Here is a 22,326-nt window from a genome sequence, read left to right as displayed (position 1 = left end):
ATGTATTTCAAATACACGTTTAAACCCGCAACCCCGCGCCTGCATCGCGCAAGGCCCCGACCATGACGACGCTGCTCTCCATCGAAGAACCCGCACGGCCCGCGCGCCGCCCGCCTCCCGCCTGGGGCGCCTTCACCGAAATGGGCTTTCGCCCCCTGTACCTGGCCGGCTGCTTCTGGGCGCTGGTGTCCGTGCTGCTCTGGGTGCACGCGCCCGCGCGCCTGACCGGCGTGCTGAACGGCATGTTCTGGCACGCGCACGAAATGTTGTGGGGCTTTGTCGCCACCATCGCCGTGGGCTTCCTGCTGACGGCGGGCGCAAACTGGACCGGCAAGAATCCGCTGCGCGGCAATCCGCTGGCCGTGCTCTGCGTGCTATGGATGGCGGCGCGCGTAGGCTATCTGGTGCCGGGACGCCCCGCGTTCCTGGTCGCGGCGGTAGCCGAAATGCTGTTCTTCCTGTGGGCGGCCGGGGCGCTGGGACGCGCCGTCGCCGTCACGCGCAACCAGCGCAACTACGGCGTGCCCCTGCTGCTGCTGGCGCTGGGCGCGACGAATGCGCTCTATCTCTGGGCCACCGTCCAGGGCGATTACCTGACGCTGATGCGCTACTTCAACGCCGGGCTGCTCAGCATGGCCGTGCTTACCCTGCTGATCGCCCGCCGCGTCATGCCGTTCTTCGCCAAGCGCGCCGTCGCCGGGCTGGACATTCCGCCACACACCAAGAGCGGCCACTGGCAGTTGGGCGCGGGCATCGTCGCCATCGCCTGCCTGCTGGCGGGCGCGCAGCAGGCCGCCGCGCTGGCGCTGGCGGCAAGCGGCGTGATCGCGTTGGTGCAATGGGTGTCGTGGAAGCCCTGGGCCGTGCGGCGCGTGCCGCTCTTGTGGATCCTCTACGCCGGCTACCTGGGCCTGGGCATCGGGCTGTTGGTGGGCGCGGCGCAACTGGCCGGATACGTCGTCCGGCAGGCCTGGCCCGCCCACGTGATCGGCGTGGCCGGCTTCTCGGTGCTGATCCTGGGAATGGTGACTCGCACCGCGCTGGGCCATCTGGGGCGTCCCCTGCAGACGGACCGCAGCATGGTCGTAAGCTACGCCCTGATGATCCTGGCCGCCCTGCTGCGGCTGGCCGCCCTGCTTCCGACCGCCGCTACACTGGGCCTGCTGCACGCATCCGCCACCGCCTGGGCGCTGGCGCTGGGGCTGTACCTGTGGCGGTTCTTCCCCATGATGATCCGGCCAAGGGCGGACGCCGTGGCCAAGCAAGGCGCGCCAGTCATGCGGGTGATGCCGGTGTCGCGGACTAAAAGCTGACGTTTGATGTTGGCGGGCGGCCCATTTTGGGCGGGTGTCAGACACCCATCGCCAAGACTATGCCCCGAGGGTGTCAGACAGCTGGCCGATCAGCGCCAGACTGCCTGACAGGCGATTGCCGTCCCCGGTTTTCCACCCATGGAAAACCGCCCTCCTATCTTCCCAATTGAAAGAATCTATCGCGATAGTCGCTATTTTCAATTATTAGTAAGCTAATAGATAGGATACAATCTATTCCATGAACTCGCCCTCCGACTCCCAACTCATGGCCACCACCGCAAACCTGATGGTGCTGTCGCGCGCCTATCGCGGCGCCGCCGACAAGGCGCTTGCCGACTACGGCCTGTCGCAGGCCACCGCTTGGCCCGTCATCCTGGCCGGCCGTCTGGGAGACGGCGTACGCCAGGGCGCGCTGGCCGAGGCGCTGGGCGTCGAAGGCCCGTCGCTGGTGCGCGTGCTGGATCAGTTGGTCGCCGCCGGCCTGATGGAACGCCGCGAAGACCCCCACGACCGCCGCGCCCGCACCCTGCACCTGACCGACGCCGGCCATGCGCTGCGCGCCCAGGTCGAAGACGTGCTGGTCGAACTGCGCCGCCGCATCTTCAACGGGGTCAGCGAGGCGGACCTGGAAGCTTGCCTGCGCGTCTTCGATGCGCTGAAGGTATCGCTGGGCCGCACCGGAGCGGGCGCGCAAGAGGACGCGCGGCCATGAAGCTGCCGAACGTCCGCGAATCCATTTTTTCGCTCAAGAGCTATCTGAGCGCCATCACGGCGCTCTACCTGGCGTACAGCATCGGGCTGCCGCGTCCGTTCTGGGCCATGACCACCGCCTATGTGGTGGCCCAGCCCTGGTCCGGCGCCGTGCGGTCCAAGGCGCTGTATCGCCTGGTCGGCACCTTCATCGGGTCGGCCGCCACCGTCTACATGGTGCCGCGGCTGTCGAATTCCCCGGTCGTCATGACCGGCGCGATGGTGCTGTGGGTGGGCGCCTGCCTGTATATGTCGGTGCTGGACCGCACGCCGCGGTCCTATCTGTTCATGCTGGCCGGCTACACCGCCGCGATGATCGGCTTTCCCAGCGTCACCGAGCCGTCCCTGGTGTTCGACACGGCGCTCGCCCGCGTCGAGGAAATCAGCCTGGGCATCGTGTGCGCCACGCTGGTCCACAGCATTGTCCTGCCGCGCGGCCTGGCGCCGGCGCTGACGCTGCAGCTGGACAAGGCGGTGCGCGACGCCCGCAACTGGATGCACGACACCCTCAGCGGCAAGAACGCCGAACAACGTGACAAAGACCGCCGCGTGCTCGCCAACGACATCACCCAGCTGCGTCTGCTGTCCACGCACGTCCCGTTCGACACCAGCAACCTGCGCTGGACGGCCGGCGCCGTGCGCGCCATGCAGGACCAGATCTCGGCGCTGACGCCCGCGGTGTCGGCCGTGGAAGACCGCATGCGCGCCCTGCAGGCCGACGGCCAGGAATTGCCCGCCCCCGTGCAGGCGCTGCTTTCGGACATCTCGGAATGGATCAACGCCGGGGCGCAGGCCTCGCACGAAACCGCCGTGCGCTTGCGTGCCGTCGTGACGCGGCTCACGCCCGCCATCGACAGCCGTTCCACGTGGCGCGACGCCCTGCTGGCCAGCCTGATGACGCGGCTGCGCGAACTGATCGACACCTACGACGAATGCCTGGCCCTGCGCCGCGATATCCGCGCGGGCCTGCAAGGCGCGCCGGTGCGCGCGTCGCGGCCCTCCCGCGATCCCAATTCGGCGCTGCACCGCGACCACGGCATGGCGCTGCTGTCCGCGCTGGCCGCGGGCGTGGCCATTTCGGTCTGCTGCGCCTTCTGGATCGGCACGGCCTGGAGCAACGGCGCCACCGCCGCGCTGATGGCCGCCATCTTCAGCTGCTTCTTCGCGTCGCAGGACAATCCCGTGCCCGGCATCATGCAGTTCCTGACCTATACGGTGTATTCGATTCCGCTGTCGGCGCTGTACCTGCTGGGCATCATGCCCGCCATCCATTCGTTCGAGATGCTGGCCCTGTCCATGCTGCCGACGGCCTTTGTGCTGGGCATCTTCATCGCCCGCCCGGCCAGCGCCGGCAAGGCCATGGCGATGCTCTTCGGCTTCCTGGGAACCATGGCGCTGCAGGACACCAACACCGCCGACGTCGTGTCGTTCATCGACACGCAGGTCGCGCAATGCATGGGCGTGGCCACGGCCGCGATCATCGCCGCCATCTTCCGCACCGTCAGCGCCGACTGGAGCGCGCGCCGCATCCAGGCCGCCAACTGGAAAGAGCTGGCGACGCTTGCCAGTTCGCCGCGTGCGCCCTCGCGCCATACGTACGCCGCCCGCATGCTGGACCGCATCGGCCTGTTGCAACCGCGGCTGGCGCTGGCCAAGCGCCCCGATGACGTGGTGGCCGCCGACGCCCTGAAAGACCTGCGCGTGGGCCGCGACATCGCTGAACTGCAGCGCGCGCGCCGTCATCTGCCGATGGCCGACCCCACCATACAGCCGGTGCTGAACAGCCTGGCGCAGTTCTTCCGGGTCCGCTCGTCGGGACGCACGCACGAAAAATCGCCCGAGTTCCTGGCGCAGATCGACCGCGCGCTGTCCAGCGTGGCCGCCACGCCGCAGGGCCCCAACGCGCGCGACCGCGCCGTGGTGGCGCTGGTGGGCATCCGCCGCGCGTTCTTCCCCGAGGCGCCCGACTACCAACCCGCCCACCCGACGCTGGAGGGCCAAGCATCATGATCGGCGAATTCAATCTCTACGGCATCTATTTCCCCTGGCTGCTGGTGCTGGGCGTGATCACCCTGGGCGTGGCCTGGGGCGTGCGCCGCGTGCTGGCCCGCGCCGGACTGTATCGCCTGGTGTGGCACCCCGCGCTCTTCGATCTGGCGCTGTTTGTGGTGCTGCTGTATGGCGTATCCCTCATTTCCCCTTATTTTCTCCAGAGATAGGTATGAAACTCCCCAATGCCCTTCGCCCTGCTGCTATCGGCAAGTTCGCGGTGACGGCCGTCGTCGTCGCCGCCGCCGCTTACGCCGGCTGGCAGCTCTGGGACCACTATGAAGTCGAACCCTGGACGCGCGACGGACGCGTCAAGGCCTATGTCGTGCAGGTTGCGCCCGACGTCTCCGGACTGGTGACCCGCGTGCCGGTGCACGACAACCAGGACGTGAAGGCCGGCGACCTGCTGTTCGAAATCGACCGCGCGCGCTTCCAGCTGGCGTTCGACCAGGCCCAGGCCTCAGTGCGTTCGCAGCAGGTGGCGCACGACCAGGCGCTGCGCGACGCCAAGCGCAACCGCTCGCTTGGCCAGCTGGTAGCGGCCGAAGCTGTCGAGCAAAGCCAGACCAAGGTGCAGCAGACCGAAGCCGCGCTCGCCCAGGCGCAGGTGCAGCTGAACACTGCGCGCCTGAACCTGGAGCGCAGCCGCGTGGTCGCGGCCAGCGACGGCCGCGTCACCAACCTGGACCTGCGCGCCGGTTCGTACGCCACCGCCGGCCGCGGCGTGATGGCGCTGGTGGACGCGGGCTCGTTCTACGTCGAAGGCTACTTCGAGGAAACCAAGCTCCCCGGCATCCACGAAGGCGATCCGGTCACCGTGACCCTGATGGGCGACCCGCGCCACATCCGCGGCCACGTGGAAAGCATCGCCATGGGCATTGCCGACCGCGACCGCAGCACCGGCGCCAACCTGCTGCCCAACGTGAATCCCACCTTCAACTGGGTCCGCCTGGCGCAACGCATCCCCGTGCGCGTGAAGATCGACGACGTGCCCGACGGCGTGCGCCTGGTTGCCGGCCAGACCGCCACGGTGTCGGTGGACCCCGCCCCCGCGCAATCGTCCGCCGCCACGCGCCAGGCCTCCTGACGCTCGCCCTGCCTTCCAACCCATTACCCAATATCGACAACAAGCCGTAGCTGCCATGAACACCAGACACCTCCTTCCGCTGATGCTGGCCCTTGCGCTGGCCGGATGCGCCTCCGTGGGCCCCGACTACCAGGTGCCCGCCGAGTCCGCGTCCCTGCGGCCGGGCGCGCAAACCTCCTTCGTGCAAGCGCGGGAGACCGCGTACCGGCAGGAAGCGGTGCCCGGGCACTGGTGGCGCCTGTACGCCGATCCCGTGCTGGACGGTCTGGTGGAAAAGGCCCTGGCAGCAAACACGGACCTGCGCGTGGCCAGCGCCAACCTGGAACGCGCCCAAGCCGCGCTGCGCGAAACACAGGCGCAGCAGCAGCCGACCATCGGCGTGAACGCATCGCCCACTTTCGGCCATGCCTCCGGCCTGCAGCAACTGCAGCCGGGCATAGACCCTCCCAATCACTGGTCCTATTCCACCGGCGCCAGCGTGTCGTACCAGCTGGATCTTTTCGGCCAGATCCGCCGCGCCGTGGAAGCGTCCACCGGCGACGCGCAGGCGGCCCAGGCTGCCTATGACGCCACCCGCGTCACCGTTGCGGCCGAGACCGCGCGCGCTTACGCCAATATGTGCGCGGCCGGCATGCAGCTCGCATCGGCGCAGCATTCGGTGCAGGTGCAGAAAGAATCGCTGGACGCGGTCAGCCGTCTGCAGCAGGCCGGACGCGGCACCACGCTGGACGTGACCCGCGCGCGCAGCCAGCTCGAACAACTGCAGGCCAACCTGCCGCCCTTCCAGGCACAGCAGCGCACGGCGCTATACCGCCTGGCCGCCCTGACTGGCCAGACGCCGTCCGAAATCTCGCCGGCGCTGCTGCAATGCGCCAGCGCGCCCCGCCTGACGGAAACCATTCCCGTGGGCGACGGCGCCGAACTGCTGCGCCGCCGGCCGGACATCCGGCAGGCCGAGCGCGCCCTCGCAGCCTCCACCGCACGCATCGGCGTGGCGACGGCCGATCTCTATCCCAAGATCACGCTGGGCCTGTCGGCGGCGTCGGGCGGCCCGGCCACCATGTTCGGCGACCGCGGCACGTTCAGCTGGAGCGTGGGGCCGCTGATCTCGTGGACCATTCCCAACACGGGCGCCGCGCAGGCGCGCATCGCCGAGGCCGAGGCCAACACCAAGGCCGCCGCCGCCCGCTTTGACGCTACCGTGCTGAACGCGCTGCGGGAAACGGAAAGCGCGCTGGTCGTCTACGCCCGCCAGCTGGACCGCGACACAGCCCTGCGCGCCGCGCGCGACCAGAGCGCCGAGGCCGCCTCGCAGGCGCGCCGGCTGTTCCAGTACGGCAAGACCGACTACCTGACGGTATTGGACGCCGAACGCACGCTGGCCACCAACGAAAGCGCGCTGGCGGCTTCGCAAGCCGAACTCAGCAGCGACCAGATCGCGCTGTTCCTGGCGCTGGGCGGCGGCTGGGAAAAGTAAGCCGCTCTCTCCCCCTCATTTCCGCCCTGCGCCGCTGCCGCCTGCGCGGTCTGCTCGCGCCCTGAAAATCAATTTCCACAATATGGAGATTGGATTGATCCCGGAAGTGCGGCCGCCGCTCATCGGGCGCCACCCGTGACCGGCGCGCCCACACCGGCCGGCGCGCAAGATGGACAGCCATCAATGCACCGTCGTGCCGTCCGGCGGCGTCTGGTTCAATCCCAGCGCCGCTTCCCAGCTGCGCAGCGGCACGCAGGTCTGCAGGCGCAGGATGGCGCGCTGGATCAGGGCCGGATGCAATTCATGGCCGACATGGGTGGCGATGTCGATGGTGGAGTCGCCGTGCAGCTCGGCCAGCCGGGCCTGCGCCGCCTGGGCGTTGGCCACGCTCATGACGGGGTCGTCGGCGCCGTGCAGCAGGTGGATGGTGGTGTATTGCGGGGCGCTCTTGGGCAGTTGCGCGTAGCGGCCCGAAAACGCCAGGACGCGGCCGGCCATGCCGTCATGGGCCTGCACCAGTTCCAGCGCCATGATGGCGCCCTGCGAAAAACCCGCCAGCGCGGTGTCGGATTGCAGCAGCCCGAAGCGCGCCTGCGCGTCGCGCACATAGGCTTCCAGGGGCGGCATGGCGCGGGCCACGCGTTCGGCGCGGTTGTCCTCGGTGACGCCGCGCACGGAAAACCATTGCCGGCCCGAGCCGCCGCCGTCGAAGGGCTCGAAGCCTTCGGGAATCAGCACCGCCGCCGTCGGAAACGCGGCGCGCAGGGCCTGGGCCAGGGGCTCCAGGCCGTCGGGGGAGCCGCCCACGCCATGCAGCAGGATGAACAGCTGGCGCACGTCGACGCCCGGATCGGGAAGAAATTCGATAGAACTGGAAGACGCCATGAAACCGCTCCGTACAGGCCTGGGGCCGCCGGAACGCGCCCCGATTGCCGCATTGTAAAATGCGCCGCCCCGACGCCGCCTGCCCTGCGCGCGGCGGCGGCCATCACCGATTCAGCCATGCATACACCGACTACCGACACGGGCGCCGCAGCGCCCGCCAGCCAGAACCAGCTGCACCGCGTGCTCAAGGCGCGCCACCTGACCATGATAGCGCTGGGGGGAGCCATCGGCACCGGCCTGTTCGTCGCCTCCGGCGCGGCCATTGCGCAGGCGGGCCCGGGCGGCGCGCTGATGGTCTATCTGCTGATCGGCCTGATGGTCTACTTCATCATGACCAGCCTGGGCGAACTGGCGACCTTCATGCCGGTGTCCGGGTCGTTCTGCACCTACGCGTCGCGCTATGTGGACCCGGGCTTCGGCTTTGCGCTGGGCTGGAATTTCTGGGTCAGCTGGGCCACCGTCGTGGCCGTGGACGTGGTGGCGGCGCAGCTGGTGATGGCGTACTGGATGCCCGACACGCCGGGATGGATCTGGAGCGTCGCGTTCCTGGCGCTGACGTTCGGGCTGAACGCGTTTTCCGCGCGCAGCTTTGGCGAAGCCGAGTACTGGTTCGCCATCATCAAGGTCGTGGCCGTGCTGTGCTTCATCGCGGTGGGGCTGGCAATGCTGGCCGGCATCATCCACGGCGGCGGACCCGTGGGGCTGGAGAACTGGAAGGTGGGCGACGCGCCCTTCGTCGGCAATGCCGCGACCTGGGTCGGGGTGGCGATGGTGGTGGCCTATTCCTTCCAGGGCACCGAATTGGTGGGCGTGGCGGCCGGCGAATCCGAGAATCCCCGGCGCAACGTGCCGCGCGCCATCAACAGCGTGTTCTGGCGCATCCTGCTGTTCTATGTGCTGGCCATCCTGATCATCGGGCTGCTGGTGCCCTACACCGATCCGCAGTTGCTGCGCAACGAAGTCGAGGACATCGCGGTCAGCCCGTTCACGCTGGTGTTCCAGCATGCCGGACTGCTGTCGGCGGCCACGGTGATGAATGCGGTCATCCTGACCTCGGTGCTGTCGGCGGGCAACTCGGGCATGTACGCGGCCACGCGCATGCTGTTCAACATGGCGGCCGAAGGCCGGGCGCCCGCCCTGTTCAAACGCCTGACCGCCAACGGCGTGCCGCTGTACGCGCTGATGGCGACCACGCTGCTGGCCTGCCTGTGCCTGTTCAGCGTGGTGTACAGCCCGAAGGCGGTCTACATCTGGCTGCTCAACTTCGCAGGCATGACGGAATTCATCGTCTGGCTGAGCATCGCGATGAGCCACTACCGCTTCCGCCAGGGCTACGTGAAGCACGGCTACGACACCGCCGACCTGCCCTACAAGGCCGGCCTGTTTCCCTTTGGCCCGCTGTTCGCCTTTGTACTGTGCCTGCTGGTGACGCTGGGCCAGAACTACCAGGCGTTCCTGGCGGACCGCATCGACTGGATCGGCGTGGTCTCGACCTACCTGGCCATTCCGCTGTTCCTGGGACTGTGGCTGGGCCACCGGCTGCTGCGCAAATCGCGCTGGGTGCGGTACGAGGACATGCGCTTCTACGGGCTGGAAGCGGACTATGGCGGGGATGCGTCCCCGGAAAATGCGCGCCAGGCCCGCCCCGCGCCGGGCTGATCCCGCGCGAACCGCCGCGTCAGGGCGCATCCGCGCCCGCGCCTGCCCCGCCCCCGCTGAGGCACGGCGGGGCCACTTTTGGATACGCCCGCCGGCCGGAAAGGCCGCTACAATACTGTATATTCATACAGCTTATTGAGTCTCCGGGCGTCATCGCCATGCAGTCCCCCGAACGTATCCATCCCGCGTTGTGGCGCGCCACCCAGTTGGCCCGGGGCGCCGCGCGCACCCTGCCCACCGGGCATGCGGCGCTGTCGGCCGAACTGCCCGACGGCGGCTGGCCGCTGGGTTCGCTCATCGAACTGCTGACCCCGCATCCCGGCGTGGGGGAAATCCGCCTGCTGCGCCCCGCGCTGGCCCAGCTGGAAACGCGGCGCCCCATCGCGCTGGTGCAGCCGCCGCACGCGCCGCACATCGCCAGCTGGATGAGCTGGCGGCTGGATCCCCGCCAACTGCTCTGGGTGGCCCCCGAAAAGCCGGTCGACGCGCTCTGGGCCGCCGAACAAATCCTGAAAAACGGCAGTTGCGGCGCGCTGGTCTGCTGGCTGCCCCACGTGCGCCCCGAATCCCTGCGCCGCCTGCACCTGGCCGCGCAGGCCAGCGACCTGCTTTTCATCGCCGTGCGCCCGTCCCGCGCCGCGCAAAACGCCACGCCCGCCACCCTGCGGCTGGCGCTGGCGCCCGCGCCGGGCGGCTTGTCCGTCCACATCCTCAAGCGCCGGGGGCCTGTCTGCGACACCCCGCTGTACGTGGGCCTGGAGCCCGGCGCCCTTACGCCTTCTTCCCCCCGCCATGCGCCTCTGGATCGCCGCCTGCCTGCGCTGCCTGCCGCTGGACGCCATACGCCCGCACTGGCCGCATGACCAGGAGGCGTTCGCCGTCCTGGACCAGGAACGCGTCGCCGCCCTGACCCCCGCCGCCCGCCAGGCCGGCGTGACGCCCGGCATGCGCCGCGCGGGCGCGGCGGCCATCGCCCCCGGCGTGGAGCTGCTGCCCCGCAATCCCCAAGCCGAAGCCGAAACCCTGCAGGGCGCGGCCCTGGCCCTGCTGCAGTACACGCCGGAAATCGCCCTGGCCGACGGCGACACCGTGCTCCTGAACGTGGGCGCCAGCCTGATGTTCTTCCGCGGTCCGCGGGCGCTGAGCCGGCGGGTGGCCGCCACGCTGCGCGCGCTGGACCTGCGCGTGACGCTGGGCATGGCGCCCACCGCGGCGGGCGCCTGGCTGCTGGCGCGCCGCGCCGGTCGCGGCGTCCCCGCCGCACCCTGACGCTGCCCGCCCTGGCGCGCCGCCTCGATGCCCTGCCCCTGGCGCTGCTGCCCCAGGCGCAGGCCCGGCAGGACTGGCTGGACGACATCGGCTGCCACACGCTGGCGCACCTGCGCGCCCTGCCGCGCGCGGGCCTGCAGCGGCGCAGCGCGCCCGACCTGCTGCAGGCCCTGGACGCCGCCTACGGGCAAACGCCCGAAGTGCACCGCTGGATCGAACCGCCCAGCCAGTTTTCGCGGCGCATCGAACTGATGGACTATGTCGAACACACCGACGCGGTGCTGGCCGTGGCGCGCCGCCTGGCCGAACAGCTCGGCGGCTGGCTGACCGCCCGGCAACTGGCCGTGCGGCGCGTGGTGCTCAGCATGGACCACGAACGCGGCCGCCACGCCCGGCCGCCCACCGAACTGGAACTGGCGCTGGCCCAGCCCGTCTGGCAGGCGCCGCAGCTCCTGCACCTGCTGCGCGAAAAACTGAACCACTTCACGCTGGAGGCCCCGGTCATCGCCGTCACGCTGCTGGCGCCCGACACCGTCGAACAGCCCGCCGCCAGCACCACCCTGTTTCCCGAGCCCGGCGGCACCGCCGCCGACCATGCCCGGCTGCTCGATCTGCTGGTCGCCCGGCTGGGCCGCGACCAGGTGCGCCATGCCCATCCCACCGCCGACCACCGCCCCGAGACCGCCAATTCCTGGGGCGACGCGCTGGCCGCGCCGCAACGCCCCGAGCCCCTGCCCGCCCTGCTCGACCGCCCCTTCTGGCTGCTGGACGCCCCGCAGCCCCTGAAGCTGTCCGGCCACCGGCCCCAATACGGCGGCCAGGCGCTGCGGCTCATGCGCGGCCCGGAACGCATCGAAAGCGGCTGGTGGGATCCTGTCCTGACCGTGCGCGACTACTTCGTCGCCGAAGACGCGGCGGGCGCGCGCTACTGGATCTACCGCGAGCGCGACGCCGAAGCGGCGCGCTGGTTCCTGCACGGGCTGTACGCCTGACATGCGCCTGGACGACGACGCCCCCGATCCCCTGGACCCGGCCGACGCCCTGGTCCAGCTGCCCGGCTACGCCGAGCTGCAATGCCAGTCCAATTTCTCGTTCCTGCAAGGCGCCTCGCACCCCGAGGAACTGGCCGCGCGCGCCGCCGAACTGGGCTATGCCGCCCTGGCCCTGACCGACGAATGCTCGCTGGCGGGCGTGGTGCGCGCCCACACGGAAGCCAAGGCCCTGAAGTTGCCGCTCATCATCGGCGCCACCTTCCAGCTGCGCGCCGCGCCCGACGCCGCGCCGCTGGGCCTGACCCTGCTGGCGCAGACCCGCGAAGGCTACGGCAACCTGTCCGAACTGATCACGCTGGCGCGCACCCGGGCGCCCAAGGGCGAATACCGCCTGGCCCCGCAGGACCTGGCCGATCCGCCCGAAGGCTACGCGCACCTGCGCAACCTGCCCGAATGCCTGGCCATCCTCACGCCCGCCTACGGCACCGACGCCGATCGCATGGCCGACCAGGCGCGCTGGCTGGCCCGCGTCTTTCCGCGCCGAGCCTGGGTCGGGCTGACCCTGCTGCACCAGTCGCGCGACGACCTGCACCGCGCCGCCGTCGAGCACGCGGCTCGCGAATCGCAACTGCCCGTCGTGGCGGTGGGCCAGGTCCAGATGCACGTGCGCTCGCGCAAGCCGCTGCACGACACCCTGACCGGCATCCGCACGCGCCGGCAGGTGTCGCAGTGCGGCTATGAATTGTCCGGCAACGCCGAACAGCATTTGCGCAGCCGCATGCGCCTGGCCAGCCTGTACCCGCCCGAGGCGCTGGCGCAGACGCTGGCGGTGGCGCGCCGCTGCGGCTTTTCGCTGGACGAACTGCGCTACGAATATCCCGACGAGATCGTCCCGCCCGGCCACACGCCGGCCAGCTATCTGCGCCAGGAGGCGCAGGCCGGCGCCCTGCGGCGCTTTCCGGCCGGCGTTCCCGGCATCGTGGCCGCGCAGATCGAAAAGGAACTGGAACTCATCGCCGACCTGGGCTACGAAGCCTATTTCCTGACCGTCTACGACATCGTCCAGCACGCCCGCAGCATCGGCATCCTGTGCCAGGGCCGGGGCTCGGCCGCCAACTCCGCCGTGTGCTATTGCCTGGGCATCACAGCCGTGGATCCGGCGCGCGGCAACAACCTGTTCGAACGCTTCATCAGCAAGGAACGCAACGAGCCTCCCGACATCGACGTCGACTTCGAACACCAGCGCCGCGAAGAAGTCATCCAGTACATCTACCGCAAATACGGCCGGCAGCGCGCCGCCCTGACCGCCGTGGTCATCTCGTACCGCCCGCGCAGCGTGCTGCGCGATACCGGCCGCGCGCTGGGCGTGGACCCGGGCGTCATCGACGCCGTGGCCCGCGCCCACCAGTGGTGGGACGGCAAGAAGGAAATGCTGCGCACGCTGGGCGCCTGCGGCCTGGACCCGGAATCCCGGGTGGCGCGCCAGTGGGCGTCGCTGGCCCAGACCCTGATGGGCTTTCCGCGCCACCTGTCGCAGCACCCGGGCGGATTCGTCATCTCGCGCGGCAAGCTCTCGCGCCTGGTGCCCATCGAAAACGCCGCCATGCCGGACCGCAGCGTCGTGCAATGGGACAAGGACGACCTGGACGCCCTGAAGCTGCTGAAGGTGGACGTGCTGGCGCTGGGCATGCTGTCGGCCCTGCGCCGCACGCTCGAACTGGCCGGCCAGCGCCGCGGCCAGCCCCTGGCGCTGCAGGACATCCCCGAAGGCGACACGCCCACCTACGACATGATCTGCGACGCCGACACCATCGGCGTGTTCCAGATCGAATCGCGCGCGCAGATGACCATGCTGCCGCGCCTGCGTCCGCGCGAATACTACGATCTGGTGGTGCAGGTGGCCATTGTGCGCCCCGGCCCGATCCAGGGCGGCATGGTCCACCCCTACCTGCGGCGGCGCCAGGGCAAGGAAGACGAGACCTACCCCAGCGAACGCGTGCGCAGTGTGCTCAGCCGCACCATGGGCGTGCCCATCTTCCAGGAACAGGTGATGCAGATCGCCGTGGTGGCCGCTGGCTTCTCGCCCGGCGAAGCCGACCAGTTGCGGCGGTCCATGGCCGCCTGGAAGCGCAAGGGCGGCGTGGACAAGTTCCGCATCAAGCTGGTCGGCGGGCTGCTGGCCCACGGCTACACCCTGGAATTCGCCGAAGCCCTGTTCCGCCAGGTGGAAGGATTCGGCGAATACGGCTTCCCGGAAAGCCATGCCGCCAGCTTCGCCCTGCTGGCGTATTCCAGTTCCTGGCTCAAGCGCCATGAACCGGAAGCCTTCCTGGCGGCCCTGCTCAATTCCCAGCCCATGGGTTTCTACGCCCCCGCGCAGCTGGTGCAGGACGCCCGCCGCCACGGCGTCTGCGTGCTGCCCGCGGACGTGACCGTCAGCGGCTGGGATAGCGCGCTGGAAACCCTGCCCGCCGGCCACCCCGGCGCCCGCCGCCGCCCGCACGCCCACGCGCCCGCGCCCGATGCGCCCCGCCCCGCCGTGCGGCTGGGACTGAGCCTGATCCAGGGCATGCGCGAAGACGCCGCCCGCCGCATCGAAACCGCGCGCGCCGCCGCCCCGTTCGCGGACACCGCCGACCTGGCCCGGCGCGCCGGGCTCAACCGCCACGACCTGAACGCCCTGGCCGCCGGCGACGCCCTGCGCACGCTGGCCGGGCACCGCCGCCAGGCCAGCTGGGAGGCCGCCGCCAGCGTGCAGAGCCGCGACCTCCTGCGCGATGCCGAGATCGTGGACGCCCAGGCGCCGCAGTTGGCCGCCCCCTCTGAAAGCCAGACCGTCGCGGCGGACTACCGCAGCGTGGGACTGACGCTGCACAGCCATCCCGTGGCGCTGTTGCGTCCCCAACTGGCCGCGCGCAATTTCCAGCCGGCCTCGGTGCTGAACGGTTATCCCAACAAGCGCGTGGCGCGGGCCTGCGGCATCGTCACCGTGCGCCAGCGCCCGCAAACCTCCAAGGGTGTGATCTTCGTCACGCTCGAAGACGAAACCGGCCCCGTCAACGTGGTGGTGCGCCCCGAACTGATCGAACGCCAGCGCCGCGAACTGCTGGGCTCGACGCTCCTGGGCGTGTTCGGGGCCTGGCAGAGCGTGGACGGCGTGCGCCACCTGATCGCGCAGCGGCTGGTGGACATGTCCGACCTGCTGGGCGGCCTGGCGGCGCATAGCCGCAACTTCCATTGATGCTGCGCAGCACCGGCGGCGGCCGGGCGGACGCGCCGCCGGCAGCCGCCCGCCGATCCCTGAGCACAGCGTGTCGCCGCTGGTCTATCATGGCTTTTTGTCCGCTCGTTGTAAGGAGTCCTACATGATCCGCAAGCTGATCCCCTTCCTGCTGGTTGCAACCCTGGCCGCATGCGCCAATACCGGCGGCTCGCGTTCCACCAGCGCGCCGGCCTCCTCCAGCTCATCGAGCGCGTCATCCTCCCCGAGCGACAGCGCCGGCTCCTCGTACGGATCGGGGTCGGCCATGGCGGGCAGCGCAACCAAGAGCTGCGATGCCGGCCCGCTGCAATCGCAGATCGGCCAAAAGGCCACGCCGTCCGTCATGGAAGACCTGCGCACCCGCAGCGGTAGCGCGACGGCCCGCATGCTGCGCCCCGGTCAGCTGGTCACCATGGAATACAACAGCACCCGCCTGAACCTGATCGTGGACGACAAGGACGTCATGACGGCAATCCGCTGCGGCTGACGGCCGCGCCGGCCGCGCCGGCCGCTAGGGATCGAGCGGCCGGGCCGCCGGCGGCACGTGGGGCAGGAACGCCCCCGCCACCTCGAACGCGCACTCCTCGCGCGCAATGTCGATCACCCGGGACACCACCGGGTTGACGATGTTTTTCTTATGCACCGCGTAGTAATTGATGGTGGGCAGGTCCGGCTGCACGTTCAGCTGGCATAACGCGCCGCGCGCCACCAGCGGCGCGAAGTAGGCGCCCGGCAGGTAGCTGATGCCCAGGCCCAGCATCGTCAGCTGCGCCATCATCCCCAGGCTGTTGCAGGTCAGCACGCGCTTGACCGGCAGCCCCTGTTCCGCGAACCAGGCGTCGTACAGGTGCGACAGCGCCGAATTGGTGGGCTGCGAAATCACCGGGTACGGCGCCAGGTCCTGCGGCGTCAGGTTGGCCGAAAAGTCGATGTCCAGCGCCGGGCTGGCCATCCAGACATTGGTGACCGCCCCCAAGTGCGTGCAATCGTACTGGTAGCCCCAGAACGGGCCCGGCATGATGGCCAGGTCCAGTTCGTCCTTTTCCAGCCGTTCGTACAGCGTGATGCCGCCGTCGATCTCGGGCATGAGCTGCACGCGCGGGTAGCGCTGGCTGATCTGGTTGATCAGCCCCGCCAGCCAGGTCATGCCCACCAGTTCGGTCACGCCCAGCCGCACCACGCCTTCGAAGCTGGCCGGGTCGGCCATGTTCTGAACGATGCGGCTGTTCAATTCCAGCATCTGGCCGGCCAGTTCGAACAGCTTGCGGCCCTGCGGCGTCATCAGGAGCTTCTTGGCCCGCCGCTCGAACAGCGGCGAGCCCGCAAAGGCCTCGAGCTCCCCCACCCGCTTGGCGACGGCCGACTGGGTGGTGTGCAGCTTGCGCGACGACGCACTGAAGCTGCCCAGTTCGGAACTCCAGTAAAAGGCCTCTAGCTGTTTGAGGGTGTACATCGCGGCGGTCGACGAGAAACGCATGAAACCCTCACCTTAACATCGCGGCCCGACGGAACCGGATCATCCCCGCGGATGCAGAATGTCCGCCAGGAAGCGTTGTGCGCGCGGATGGGCCGGGGCGCTGAAGAAGCGCTCGGGCGTGTCCATTTCCAGGATCTCGCCCGCGTCCATGAAGACGACGCGGTCGCAGACGTCGCGCGCGAAACCCATCTCGTGGGTCACGCACACCATCGTCATGCCGTCCTTGGCCAGGCCCTTCATCACCTGCAGCACTTCGCCCACCATTTCCGGATCGAGCGCGCTGGTCGGCTCGTCGAACAGCATTACCGGCGGCTGCAGCGCCAGCGCGCGCGCGATCGCCACGCGCTGCTGCTGGCCGCCCGACAACGAACCGGGATAGGCGTCGATCTTGTGCGCCAGCCCCACGCGGTCAAGCAGGCCGCGCGCCAACTCCACCGCCTGCTTGCGCGGCTGTTTGCGGATGTTGACGGGCGCGAAGATCACGTTTTCCAGCACGCTCATGTGCGGAAACAGGTTGAACTGCTGGAACACGAAGCCGATCTTCTGGCGCAGCGCGTTCAGGTTGGCGCCCTTTTCGTAGATGTCGGCGCCGTCGATCAGGATGCGCCCCTTCTCGATGGGCTCCAGCCGGTTGATCGTGCGGATCATGGTCGACTTGCCCGAGCCCGACGGCCCGCACACCACCAGCACCTCGCCGCGCGCGACCGACAGATCCACGTCCTTGAGCACATGATGCTCGCCGTACCACTTGTTGACTTTCTCGAGTTTGATCATGTTTTGTTCCTTTACGCCATGGCGCGCGAGCGGCGGATGCGCAGGTCCAGCCAGGACAGGCCGCGGCTCAGGCTGAAGCACACCACGAAATAGATGATGGCCAGGATGCCGAACACCTGCAGCGGCTGGGTCAGCACCAGGTTGTTGACCTGGTTGGCCGCGAAGGTCAGTTCGTTGACGCTGATGACATAGCCCAGCGAGGTTTCCTTGATGGTGGACACGAACTGGCTGGTCATGCTGGGCAGCACGTTGAACAGCGCCTGTGGCAGCACCACCTTGCGCATCGTCGTCCAGTAGCCCACGCCCAGCGAGCGCGACGCCTCGATCTGGCCGCGCGGCACCGCCTCGATGCCCGAGCGGATCACCTCGGACAGATAGGCGCTTTCATAGACCACCAGCGCGAAGATCAGCGTCCAGAAGCCGCTGACGACCTGGCCGGTCAGCTTGGGCACCACGAAATAGGCCCAGAAAATCAGCATCAGCAGCGGCATGCCGCGCACGACGTTGACCAGCGCCTTGCTGGCCGTGCGCAGCCAGCCGTAGGGGCTGACCCGCGCCAGCGCGATCAAGAGCGCCAGCGGTAGCGACATGGCCAGGCCCAGGGCCGCCAGGATCAGCGTCAGCGCCAATCCGCCCAGCGGTCCGTTCGGGTATTGGCCCACCAGCAGCGTGGGCCAGTATTGCATCAGAAGATCAAGCACCGTGGCCTCCGCGGTTCAGTCGATAACGGGCGTAGATGCGCGATCCAAAAGCCATGATCAGGAACGACCCCAGCAGGTACATAATCGTCGCGGCGCCGAAGGTGGCGAAGGTGCGGTAGGTCTCGTTTTCGATCTCGCGCGCCTGGTAGGTCAGTTCCATCACGCCGATCGCCATGGCCACGCTGGTGTTCTTGAACAGCAGCAGCGCGCGGCCGACCAGCGGCGGAATGGATATGCGCACCGCCTGCGGCACGATCACGAAGCGCATGCACTGCAGATAGCTGGCGCCCAGGGCGCGGGCCGCCTCGAACTGCGTGCCGGGAATGGCGCGCAGGCCGCTGCGGATGTCTTCGGCGATGTACGCGGCCGACCCCAGCGCCAGCGCGATCGCGGCCAGCGACATCTCGGCGTTGTGCGCGTACAGCCACATGCGGAAACCCTCGGGCAGCAGCTCGGGCATGCCGAAGTACCAGAACAGCACCTGCACCAGCAAGGGCACGTTGCGGTGGTATTCCACGTAGGCGTCGACCAGCCAGCGGCACGGCGCCAGATTGGTGGCGCGCACGACCACCAGCGTCACGGCGATGGAAAACGCCATGACCCAGGCGACCAGGAACAGCTGCACGGTGACGGCCATGCCGCTCAGCAGCAGCTGGTATTGGGAAGCGTCAAGTAAGCTCATAAAACTTTCAATCTCCTGCGATCGCGCGGTCCACGCCAAGCGTCACGGCTTCCCGCGCATCGTCTTGCATGACGCGGGAAGCCGTGACGGGGACTGGCGAATGACGGCGCTGTGGTCCGCGCCCTTAGCCGGCGATCGGGCCGATCTTGAAGCCGCGCTGCAGCTTGTACGGCGTTTCGGGGCCGAACCACTTGTCGAACAGCTTGGCGGCCGCGCCCGAGGCCTCGGCTTCATCCAGCGCCTGGTTCACGGTTTCCAGGAAGCGCGTTTCCGACTTGCGCACGCCCAGGCCCCACGGCTCGTCGAACACCGCCTTGTCGATAACGCTCACGGGCGCCGTCGGCGGGCTTTGCAGCACCAGGCGCACCAGCACCAATTCGGAAGCGAACTGCGCGTCCACCTTCTTTTGCTGCAGGGCCAGGTAGGTGGCCGAGCTGTCGCCATAGCCAATGACCTGCGACTTGTCCAGGATGCGCTTGATCTCGCGTTCCGAGCTGGAACCCTTGGTCGCGCCCACCCGGCGGCCGTTCAGGGACTCGATCGAATCCAGGCCCGAGTCCTTGCGCACCATCAGCTTTTGCGGGCTGACGTAGTAGGCGTGGCTGAAGGCGATCTGCTGGGCGCGGTCGGGCGAATAGCCCAGGTTGGCCGCCAGGATGTCCACGCGCCCTTCGTTCAGTTCCGGCACGCGCGCCGCCACCGACAGCAGCTTGTAGTTGACCTTGACGCCCAGCTTGTCGGCGACGAGCTTGCAGACGTCCACGTCGTAGCCCACCAACTGGCGCGTCGCGCCGTCCTGGAAGCTGAACGGCTGCGACGTGCCCAGCGTGCCGCAGACCAGCTCGCCGCGCGCCTTGATGTCGTCCAGCTGATCCGCCTGGGCGGACGCGCCCAGTGCCAGCGATGCCAGGCCCAGGCAGGCGGCGATGAGAGTGTGGCGCTTCATGGTTGATTCCCCTTGAATGGTTGTGTGGTGAACAAGCTAATAAAAAGCCGGGCCAATGGCGTCCGGTCAGGCCAGCTTGGCGCAGGCCTCGCGGATGGCCGAGCAACCCTGGCGGATATCGTCCAGCGACGCGGCAAACGACAGGCGGAACGTGCCCGGCGCGCCATACGCATGGCCGTCGATGACGGCCACGCCGGCCTCGCGCAGCAGGTAGTGCGTCAGGTCGGTGTCGGTGGCGATCACGTCGCCGGCCGGCGTTTTCTTGCCCAGCAGACCCGAGCAGTCCGGGAAGACATAGAACGCCCCTTGCGGCACGACGATATCCAGGCCCGGCGCGCCGGACAGCTCCGCAATCGCCAGGTCGCGGCGTTCACGGAACACTTTGGCGAATTCGGCCACGCAGTCCTGCGGCCCGGACAGGGCTTCCAGTGCGGCCGCCTGGCTCACCGACGAGGCGCCCGAGGTGCTCTGCGACTGCAGGATCGCCATCGCCTTGATCAGTTCGTCCGGACCCGCGCCGTAGCCGATGCGCCAGCCCGTCATCGCGTAGGCCTTGGACACGCCGTTGACCACCAGCGTGCGCGCGGCCAGTTCCGGCGCGACCTGCAGCGGGTGCACGGTCGGCTCGCCGGTGAAGTTCAGGCGCGCGTAGATGTCGTCGGTCATCAGCCAGACGTGCGGATGGCGCTTGAGCACGTCGGCCAGGCCGCGCAATTCATCGGCCGTGTAGACCGAACCGGTCGGGTTGCTGGGCGCGTTCATCATCAGCCACTTGGTGCGCGGCGTGATGGCGCGCTCCAGCGCGTCGGGCGTGACCTTGTAGCCGGTCGCCGGGGACGTTTCCACCGCCACCGGCACGCCGCCGTTGACCAGCACCATGTCCGGGTACGAAACCCAGAACGGCGCCGGAATCAGGACTTCGTCGCCGTCGTTCAGCGTGGCGGCCAGGCCGTTGAAGATCACCTGCTTGGCGCCGGTGCTGACGATGATGCGCGAGGCCGGGTATTCCACGCCAGTCGCTTCCAGCAGGTGAACGCCGGCGGCCTTGCGCAGGGCCACCGTGCCCTGCGCGGGCGGGTACTTGGTTTCGCCGCGGTTCATGGCGGCGGTGGCGGCCTGGCGGATGTGTTCCGGCGTCGAGAAATCCGGCTCGCCGATGGTCAGGTCGATGATGCGGCGGCCCTGCTCGCGCAGTTCGGCGATGATGGCGCGCGCGGCCACGCTGGGCGACAGCTTGATGCGCTTGATGCGGTCGGCGACGATGCTCATTTGGCGGCCCCCGTCTTCTCGGCCAGGGTCTTTTCCAGCCAGGGCTTGGTGTACGTGCCGGCGCGCAGCTTTTCCTTGGCCACGGCTTCGTCGGCCTCCTTCTTCTGCGCCAGCGCCAGCACGGCGGCGGCGTGTTCGGCGGGAATCACCACCACGCCGTCGGCGTCGCCCACGACCACGTCGCCCGGGTTGACCACCTGGCCGCCCACGGACACCGGCACGTTGATCTCGCCGGGGCCGTCCTTGTAGGGGCCCTTGTGCGACACGGCGCGCGCGAAGCAGCCGAACTCGCCCTGCGCGAACACGTCCACGTCGCGCACGGCGCCGTCGATCACGAAAGCCTCGATGCCGCGCGACTGCGCATCCATCATCATCAGTTCGCCGACCAGCGCGTTGCTGGCGTCGCCGGCGCCGTCGACGACGATCACGTCGCCCGCGCCGCCCAGCGAGATCGCCTTGTGGATCATCAGGTTATCGCCCGGGCGGGTCTTGACGGTGAGCGCCAGGCCGACCGTGCGGCGCGTGCCACCGTGCAGCGGACGCAGGCCCGACACGCCGTACAGGCGGTTCATGCAGTCGCTGATCTGGGCCGAGCCGATGCTGGCGTATCCGGCCAGCACGTCGGCGGCGACGGCCGGCGCGGGCCGGGAAAGAATGCGATATCCGATGGGATTCATAAGGGAAGTCAGGTGTGAATGCGTGTAGCGGTTAAGCGAACATGCATTACAAAGCCCCACGCGCCTTTCCTCAAAACGATATAAATTCCCACCGATCCACGAATTTTTTTCGTGGATTACATCCATTAAGGGTTATCCCTTATTCCTGCATCCAGGCTCAATCGTCGCCGCCGGCCGCGCTGCGCGCCTCGGACAACGCCACCGTCAGGTGCATGACCTTCTTCTTGAGCTGGTCGCGCTCATCGGTCAGCCGCGCCAGCAATTGCCGCAGCCGGGCGATTTCGCCAGGCAGGTCCTCAAGGTGCTCGATCGGGACTTCGGGCGCGGCTTCGCGGGGCGGCGGCGCCTTGGCCTGGCGCACTTCGCGCGCGGCCTGCTGCAATTCCTTCTTGCCGCCGGCCACGGCCGCCGCCTGGCGTTCCGCCGGCAGCGACGCTACCGCGGCGGCGGCGTTGATGGAAATCGCGCCGTCTTTCACGGCGCGCACCAGTTCGGGCGCCGCGGTCTTCTGGATTTTCTCGATCTGGCCCAGCGTATTGCTGCTGATCCGCGCCGCGCGCGCCAGCGCCTGGCGGCTGGGAACGGCGGGCGACCAGGACGGCTTGGCGGGCTCGGCCGCTGGCGAGCCGTCGCCCGCGGGCGACGCCGCCGGCGCAGACCCGGCTTCGTCTTCATCCCAGGGCGGAGAGCCGTCGTCCGGCGCCACGCGCGATAGCAGGATTTCCTTTTTGCGCAGCGCCAGCACGCCGCGCTGGAAGTCCGACACGCTGCGCCGTCCCAGGTGGTTTTCGATCATCCACAGATGCACGTCTTCCATGGACTTGAAGCGCGGGTTCTGGATGGTCTGGAAAGGAATGTTGTGCTTCCTGCACAGCGCATACCGGTTGTGGCCGTCCACCAGCAGGTCGCCCCACAGCACCAGCGCATCGCGGCAGCCCTCGGCCAGCAGGCTGCGCTCCAGCGCGGCGTGCTCGTCTTCGGTCAGCGGGTCTATATAGGCGCGCAGGCCTTCGTCTATCCTGATTTCCATATTGTCCAAGTCAAATCGCGCCGCGCC

At 68.7% G+C, this 22,326-nt stretch carries 19 protein-coding genes and 1 pseudogene; 11 read left to right on the top strand and 9 right to left on the bottom strand.

The annotated features are described in order from the left end of the window. Positions 1-62 precede the first annotated feature (62 nt). From KYC_RS21035 to KYC_RS21010, 6 genes are all read left to right on the top strand, one after another. Positions 63-1,313 (top strand): NnrS family protein, encoded by a 1,251-nt coding sequence (locus KYC_RS21035; protein ID WP_008166141.1) that lies wholly within the window; start codon positions 63-65, stop codon positions 1,311-1,313. 238 nt (positions 1,314-1,551) lie between these two features. Beyond that, complete coding sequence (locus tag KYC_RS21030) at positions 1,552-2,025, top strand: MarR family winged helix-turn-helix transcriptional regulator (protein WP_043519037.1); 474 nt, start codon at positions 1,552-1,554, stop codon at positions 2,023-2,025. Further along, positions 2,022-4,073 (top strand): FUSC family protein, encoded by a 2,052-nt coding sequence (locus KYC_RS21025; RefSeq protein WP_008166138.1) that lies wholly within the window; start codon positions 2,022-2,024, stop codon positions 4,071-4,073. Before KYC_RS21030 ends, KYC_RS21025 begins: the two co-directional genes overlap by 4 nt. Beyond that, the gene (locus KYC_RS21020) at positions 4,070-4,282 is read left to right on the top strand and encodes a DUF1656 domain-containing protein (protein ID WP_008166131.1); all 213 of its coding nucleotides are present in this window, start codon (positions 4,070-4,072) and stop codon (positions 4,280-4,282) included. Before KYC_RS21025 ends, KYC_RS21020 begins: the two co-directional genes overlap by 4 nt. Positions 4,283-4,284: 2 nt before the next feature. Then, positions 4,285-5,199, top strand: coding sequence for an efflux RND transporter periplasmic adaptor subunit (locus tag KYC_RS21015; RefSeq protein WP_008166126.1), 915 nt, complete (start codon positions 4,285-4,287; stop codon positions 5,197-5,199). Between the two features lie 55 nt (positions 5,200-5,254). Then, positions 5,255-6,676, top strand: coding sequence for an efflux transporter outer membrane subunit (locus KYC_RS21010; RefSeq protein ID WP_043519036.1), 1,422 nt, complete (start codon positions 5,255-5,257; stop codon positions 6,674-6,676). Between the two features lie 180 nt (positions 6,677-6,856). On the opposite strand, the gene ypfH is transcribed toward KYC_RS21010, so the two are convergent. After that, positions 6,857-7,561: an esterase gene (gene ypfH / locus KYC_RS21005; protein ID WP_008166122.1), complete on the bottom strand. Its 705-nt coding sequence runs from the start codon at positions 7,559-7,561 to the stop codon at positions 6,857-6,859. A gap of 117 nt (positions 7,562-7,678) precedes the next feature. Between ypfH and KYC_RS21000 the strand changes: the two genes are divergently transcribed. The 5 genes and pseudogenes from KYC_RS21000 (at position 7,679) to KYC_RS20980 (ending at position 15,230) form a co-directional block, all read left to right on the top strand. Beyond that, entirely contained in the window at positions 7,679-9,220 is a 1,542-nt protein-coding gene (locus KYC_RS21000; protein ID WP_008166120.1) for an amino acid permease, read from the top strand. A gap of 158 nt (positions 9,221-9,378) precedes the next feature. Further along, complete coding sequence (imuA, locus tag KYC_RS20995) at positions 9,379-10,083, top strand: translesion DNA synthesis-associated protein ImuA (RefSeq protein ID WP_008166118.1); 705 nt, start codon at positions 9,379-9,381, stop codon at positions 10,081-10,083. After that, positions 10,013-11,481: pseudogene (locus KYC_RS20990) on the top strand (Y-family DNA polymerase). Before imuA ends, KYC_RS20990 begins: the two are co-directional and overlap by 71 nt. A gap of 1 nt (position 11,482) precedes the next feature. Further along, a complete protein-coding gene (locus KYC_RS20985) occupies positions 11,483-14,722 on the top strand; it encodes an error-prone DNA polymerase (protein ID WP_008166115.1) in 3,240 nt (1,079 codons plus the stop codon). A 124-nt stretch (positions 14,723-14,846) separates the two neighbouring features. Then, positions 14,847-15,230, top strand: a complete 384-nt coding sequence (locus KYC_RS20980) for an I78 family peptidase inhibitor (protein ID WP_043519035.1) — start codon at positions 14,847-14,849, stop codon at positions 15,228-15,230. Positions 15,231-15,254: 24 nt separating this feature from the next. On the opposite strand, the gene KYC_RS20975 is transcribed toward KYC_RS20980, so the two are convergent. The 8 genes from KYC_RS20975 to KYC_RS20940 all read right to left on the bottom strand — a co-directional run bounded on the left by KYC_RS20975 (position 15,255) and on the right by KYC_RS20940 (position 22,299). After that, positions 15,255-16,220 carry a LysR family transcriptional regulator gene (locus KYC_RS20975; RefSeq protein ID WP_008166111.1) on the bottom strand — a complete coding sequence of 322 codons (966 nt, stop codon included), beginning with the start codon at positions 16,218-16,220 and terminating at the stop codon, positions 15,255-15,257. A 39-nt stretch (positions 16,221-16,259) separates the two neighbouring features. Further along, positions 16,260-16,994, bottom strand: a complete 735-nt coding sequence (locus KYC_RS20970) for an amino acid ABC transporter ATP-binding protein (RefSeq protein ID WP_008166110.1) — start codon at positions 16,992-16,994, stop codon at positions 16,260-16,262. Positions 16,995-17,005: 11 nt separating this feature from the next. After that, complete coding sequence (locus KYC_RS20965; RefSeq protein WP_043519034.1) at positions 17,006-17,695, bottom strand: amino acid ABC transporter permease; 690 nt, start codon at positions 17,693-17,695, stop codon at positions 17,006-17,008. After that, the gene (locus KYC_RS20960; protein WP_008166108.1) at positions 17,688-18,377 is read right to left on the bottom strand and encodes an amino acid ABC transporter permease; all 690 of its coding nucleotides are present in this window, start codon (positions 18,375-18,377) and stop codon (positions 17,688-17,690) included. The genes KYC_RS20965 and KYC_RS20960 overlap by 8 nt, the downstream gene beginning before the upstream one ends. A gap of 124 nt (positions 18,378-18,501) precedes the next feature. Continuing rightward, on the bottom strand, positions 18,502-19,323 hold the full coding sequence (locus KYC_RS20955; protein ID WP_008166107.1) for an ABC transporter substrate-binding protein: 822 nt from the start codon (positions 19,321-19,323) through the stop codon (positions 18,502-18,504). Positions 19,324-19,389: 66 nt separating this feature from the next. Continuing rightward, positions 19,390-20,592: an aminotransferase class I/II-fold pyridoxal phosphate-dependent enzyme gene (locus KYC_RS20950; protein ID WP_008166105.1), complete on the bottom strand. Its 1,203-nt coding sequence runs from the start codon at positions 20,590-20,592 to the stop codon at positions 19,390-19,392. Then, positions 20,589-21,269, bottom strand: coding sequence for an RraA family protein (locus KYC_RS20945; protein ID WP_008166104.1), 681 nt, complete (start codon positions 21,267-21,269; stop codon positions 20,589-20,591). Before KYC_RS20945 ends, KYC_RS20950 begins: the two co-directional genes overlap by 4 nt. A gap of 157 nt (positions 21,270-21,426) precedes the next feature. Next, complete coding sequence (locus tag KYC_RS20940; protein ID WP_008166103.1) at positions 21,427-22,299, bottom strand: ParB N-terminal domain-containing protein; 873 nt, start codon at positions 22,297-22,299, stop codon at positions 21,427-21,429. Positions 22,300-22,326: the final 27 nt, after the last annotated feature.

Source organism: Achromobacter arsenitoxydans SY8 (genome assembly GCF_000236785.1).
GTDB lineage: Bacteria > Pseudomonadota > Gammaproteobacteria > Burkholderiales > Burkholderiaceae_B > Achromobacter > Achromobacter arsenitoxydans.
Note: the sequence above shows the minus strand (reverse complement) of the source record. Positions and strands in the feature narration are given on the sequence as shown.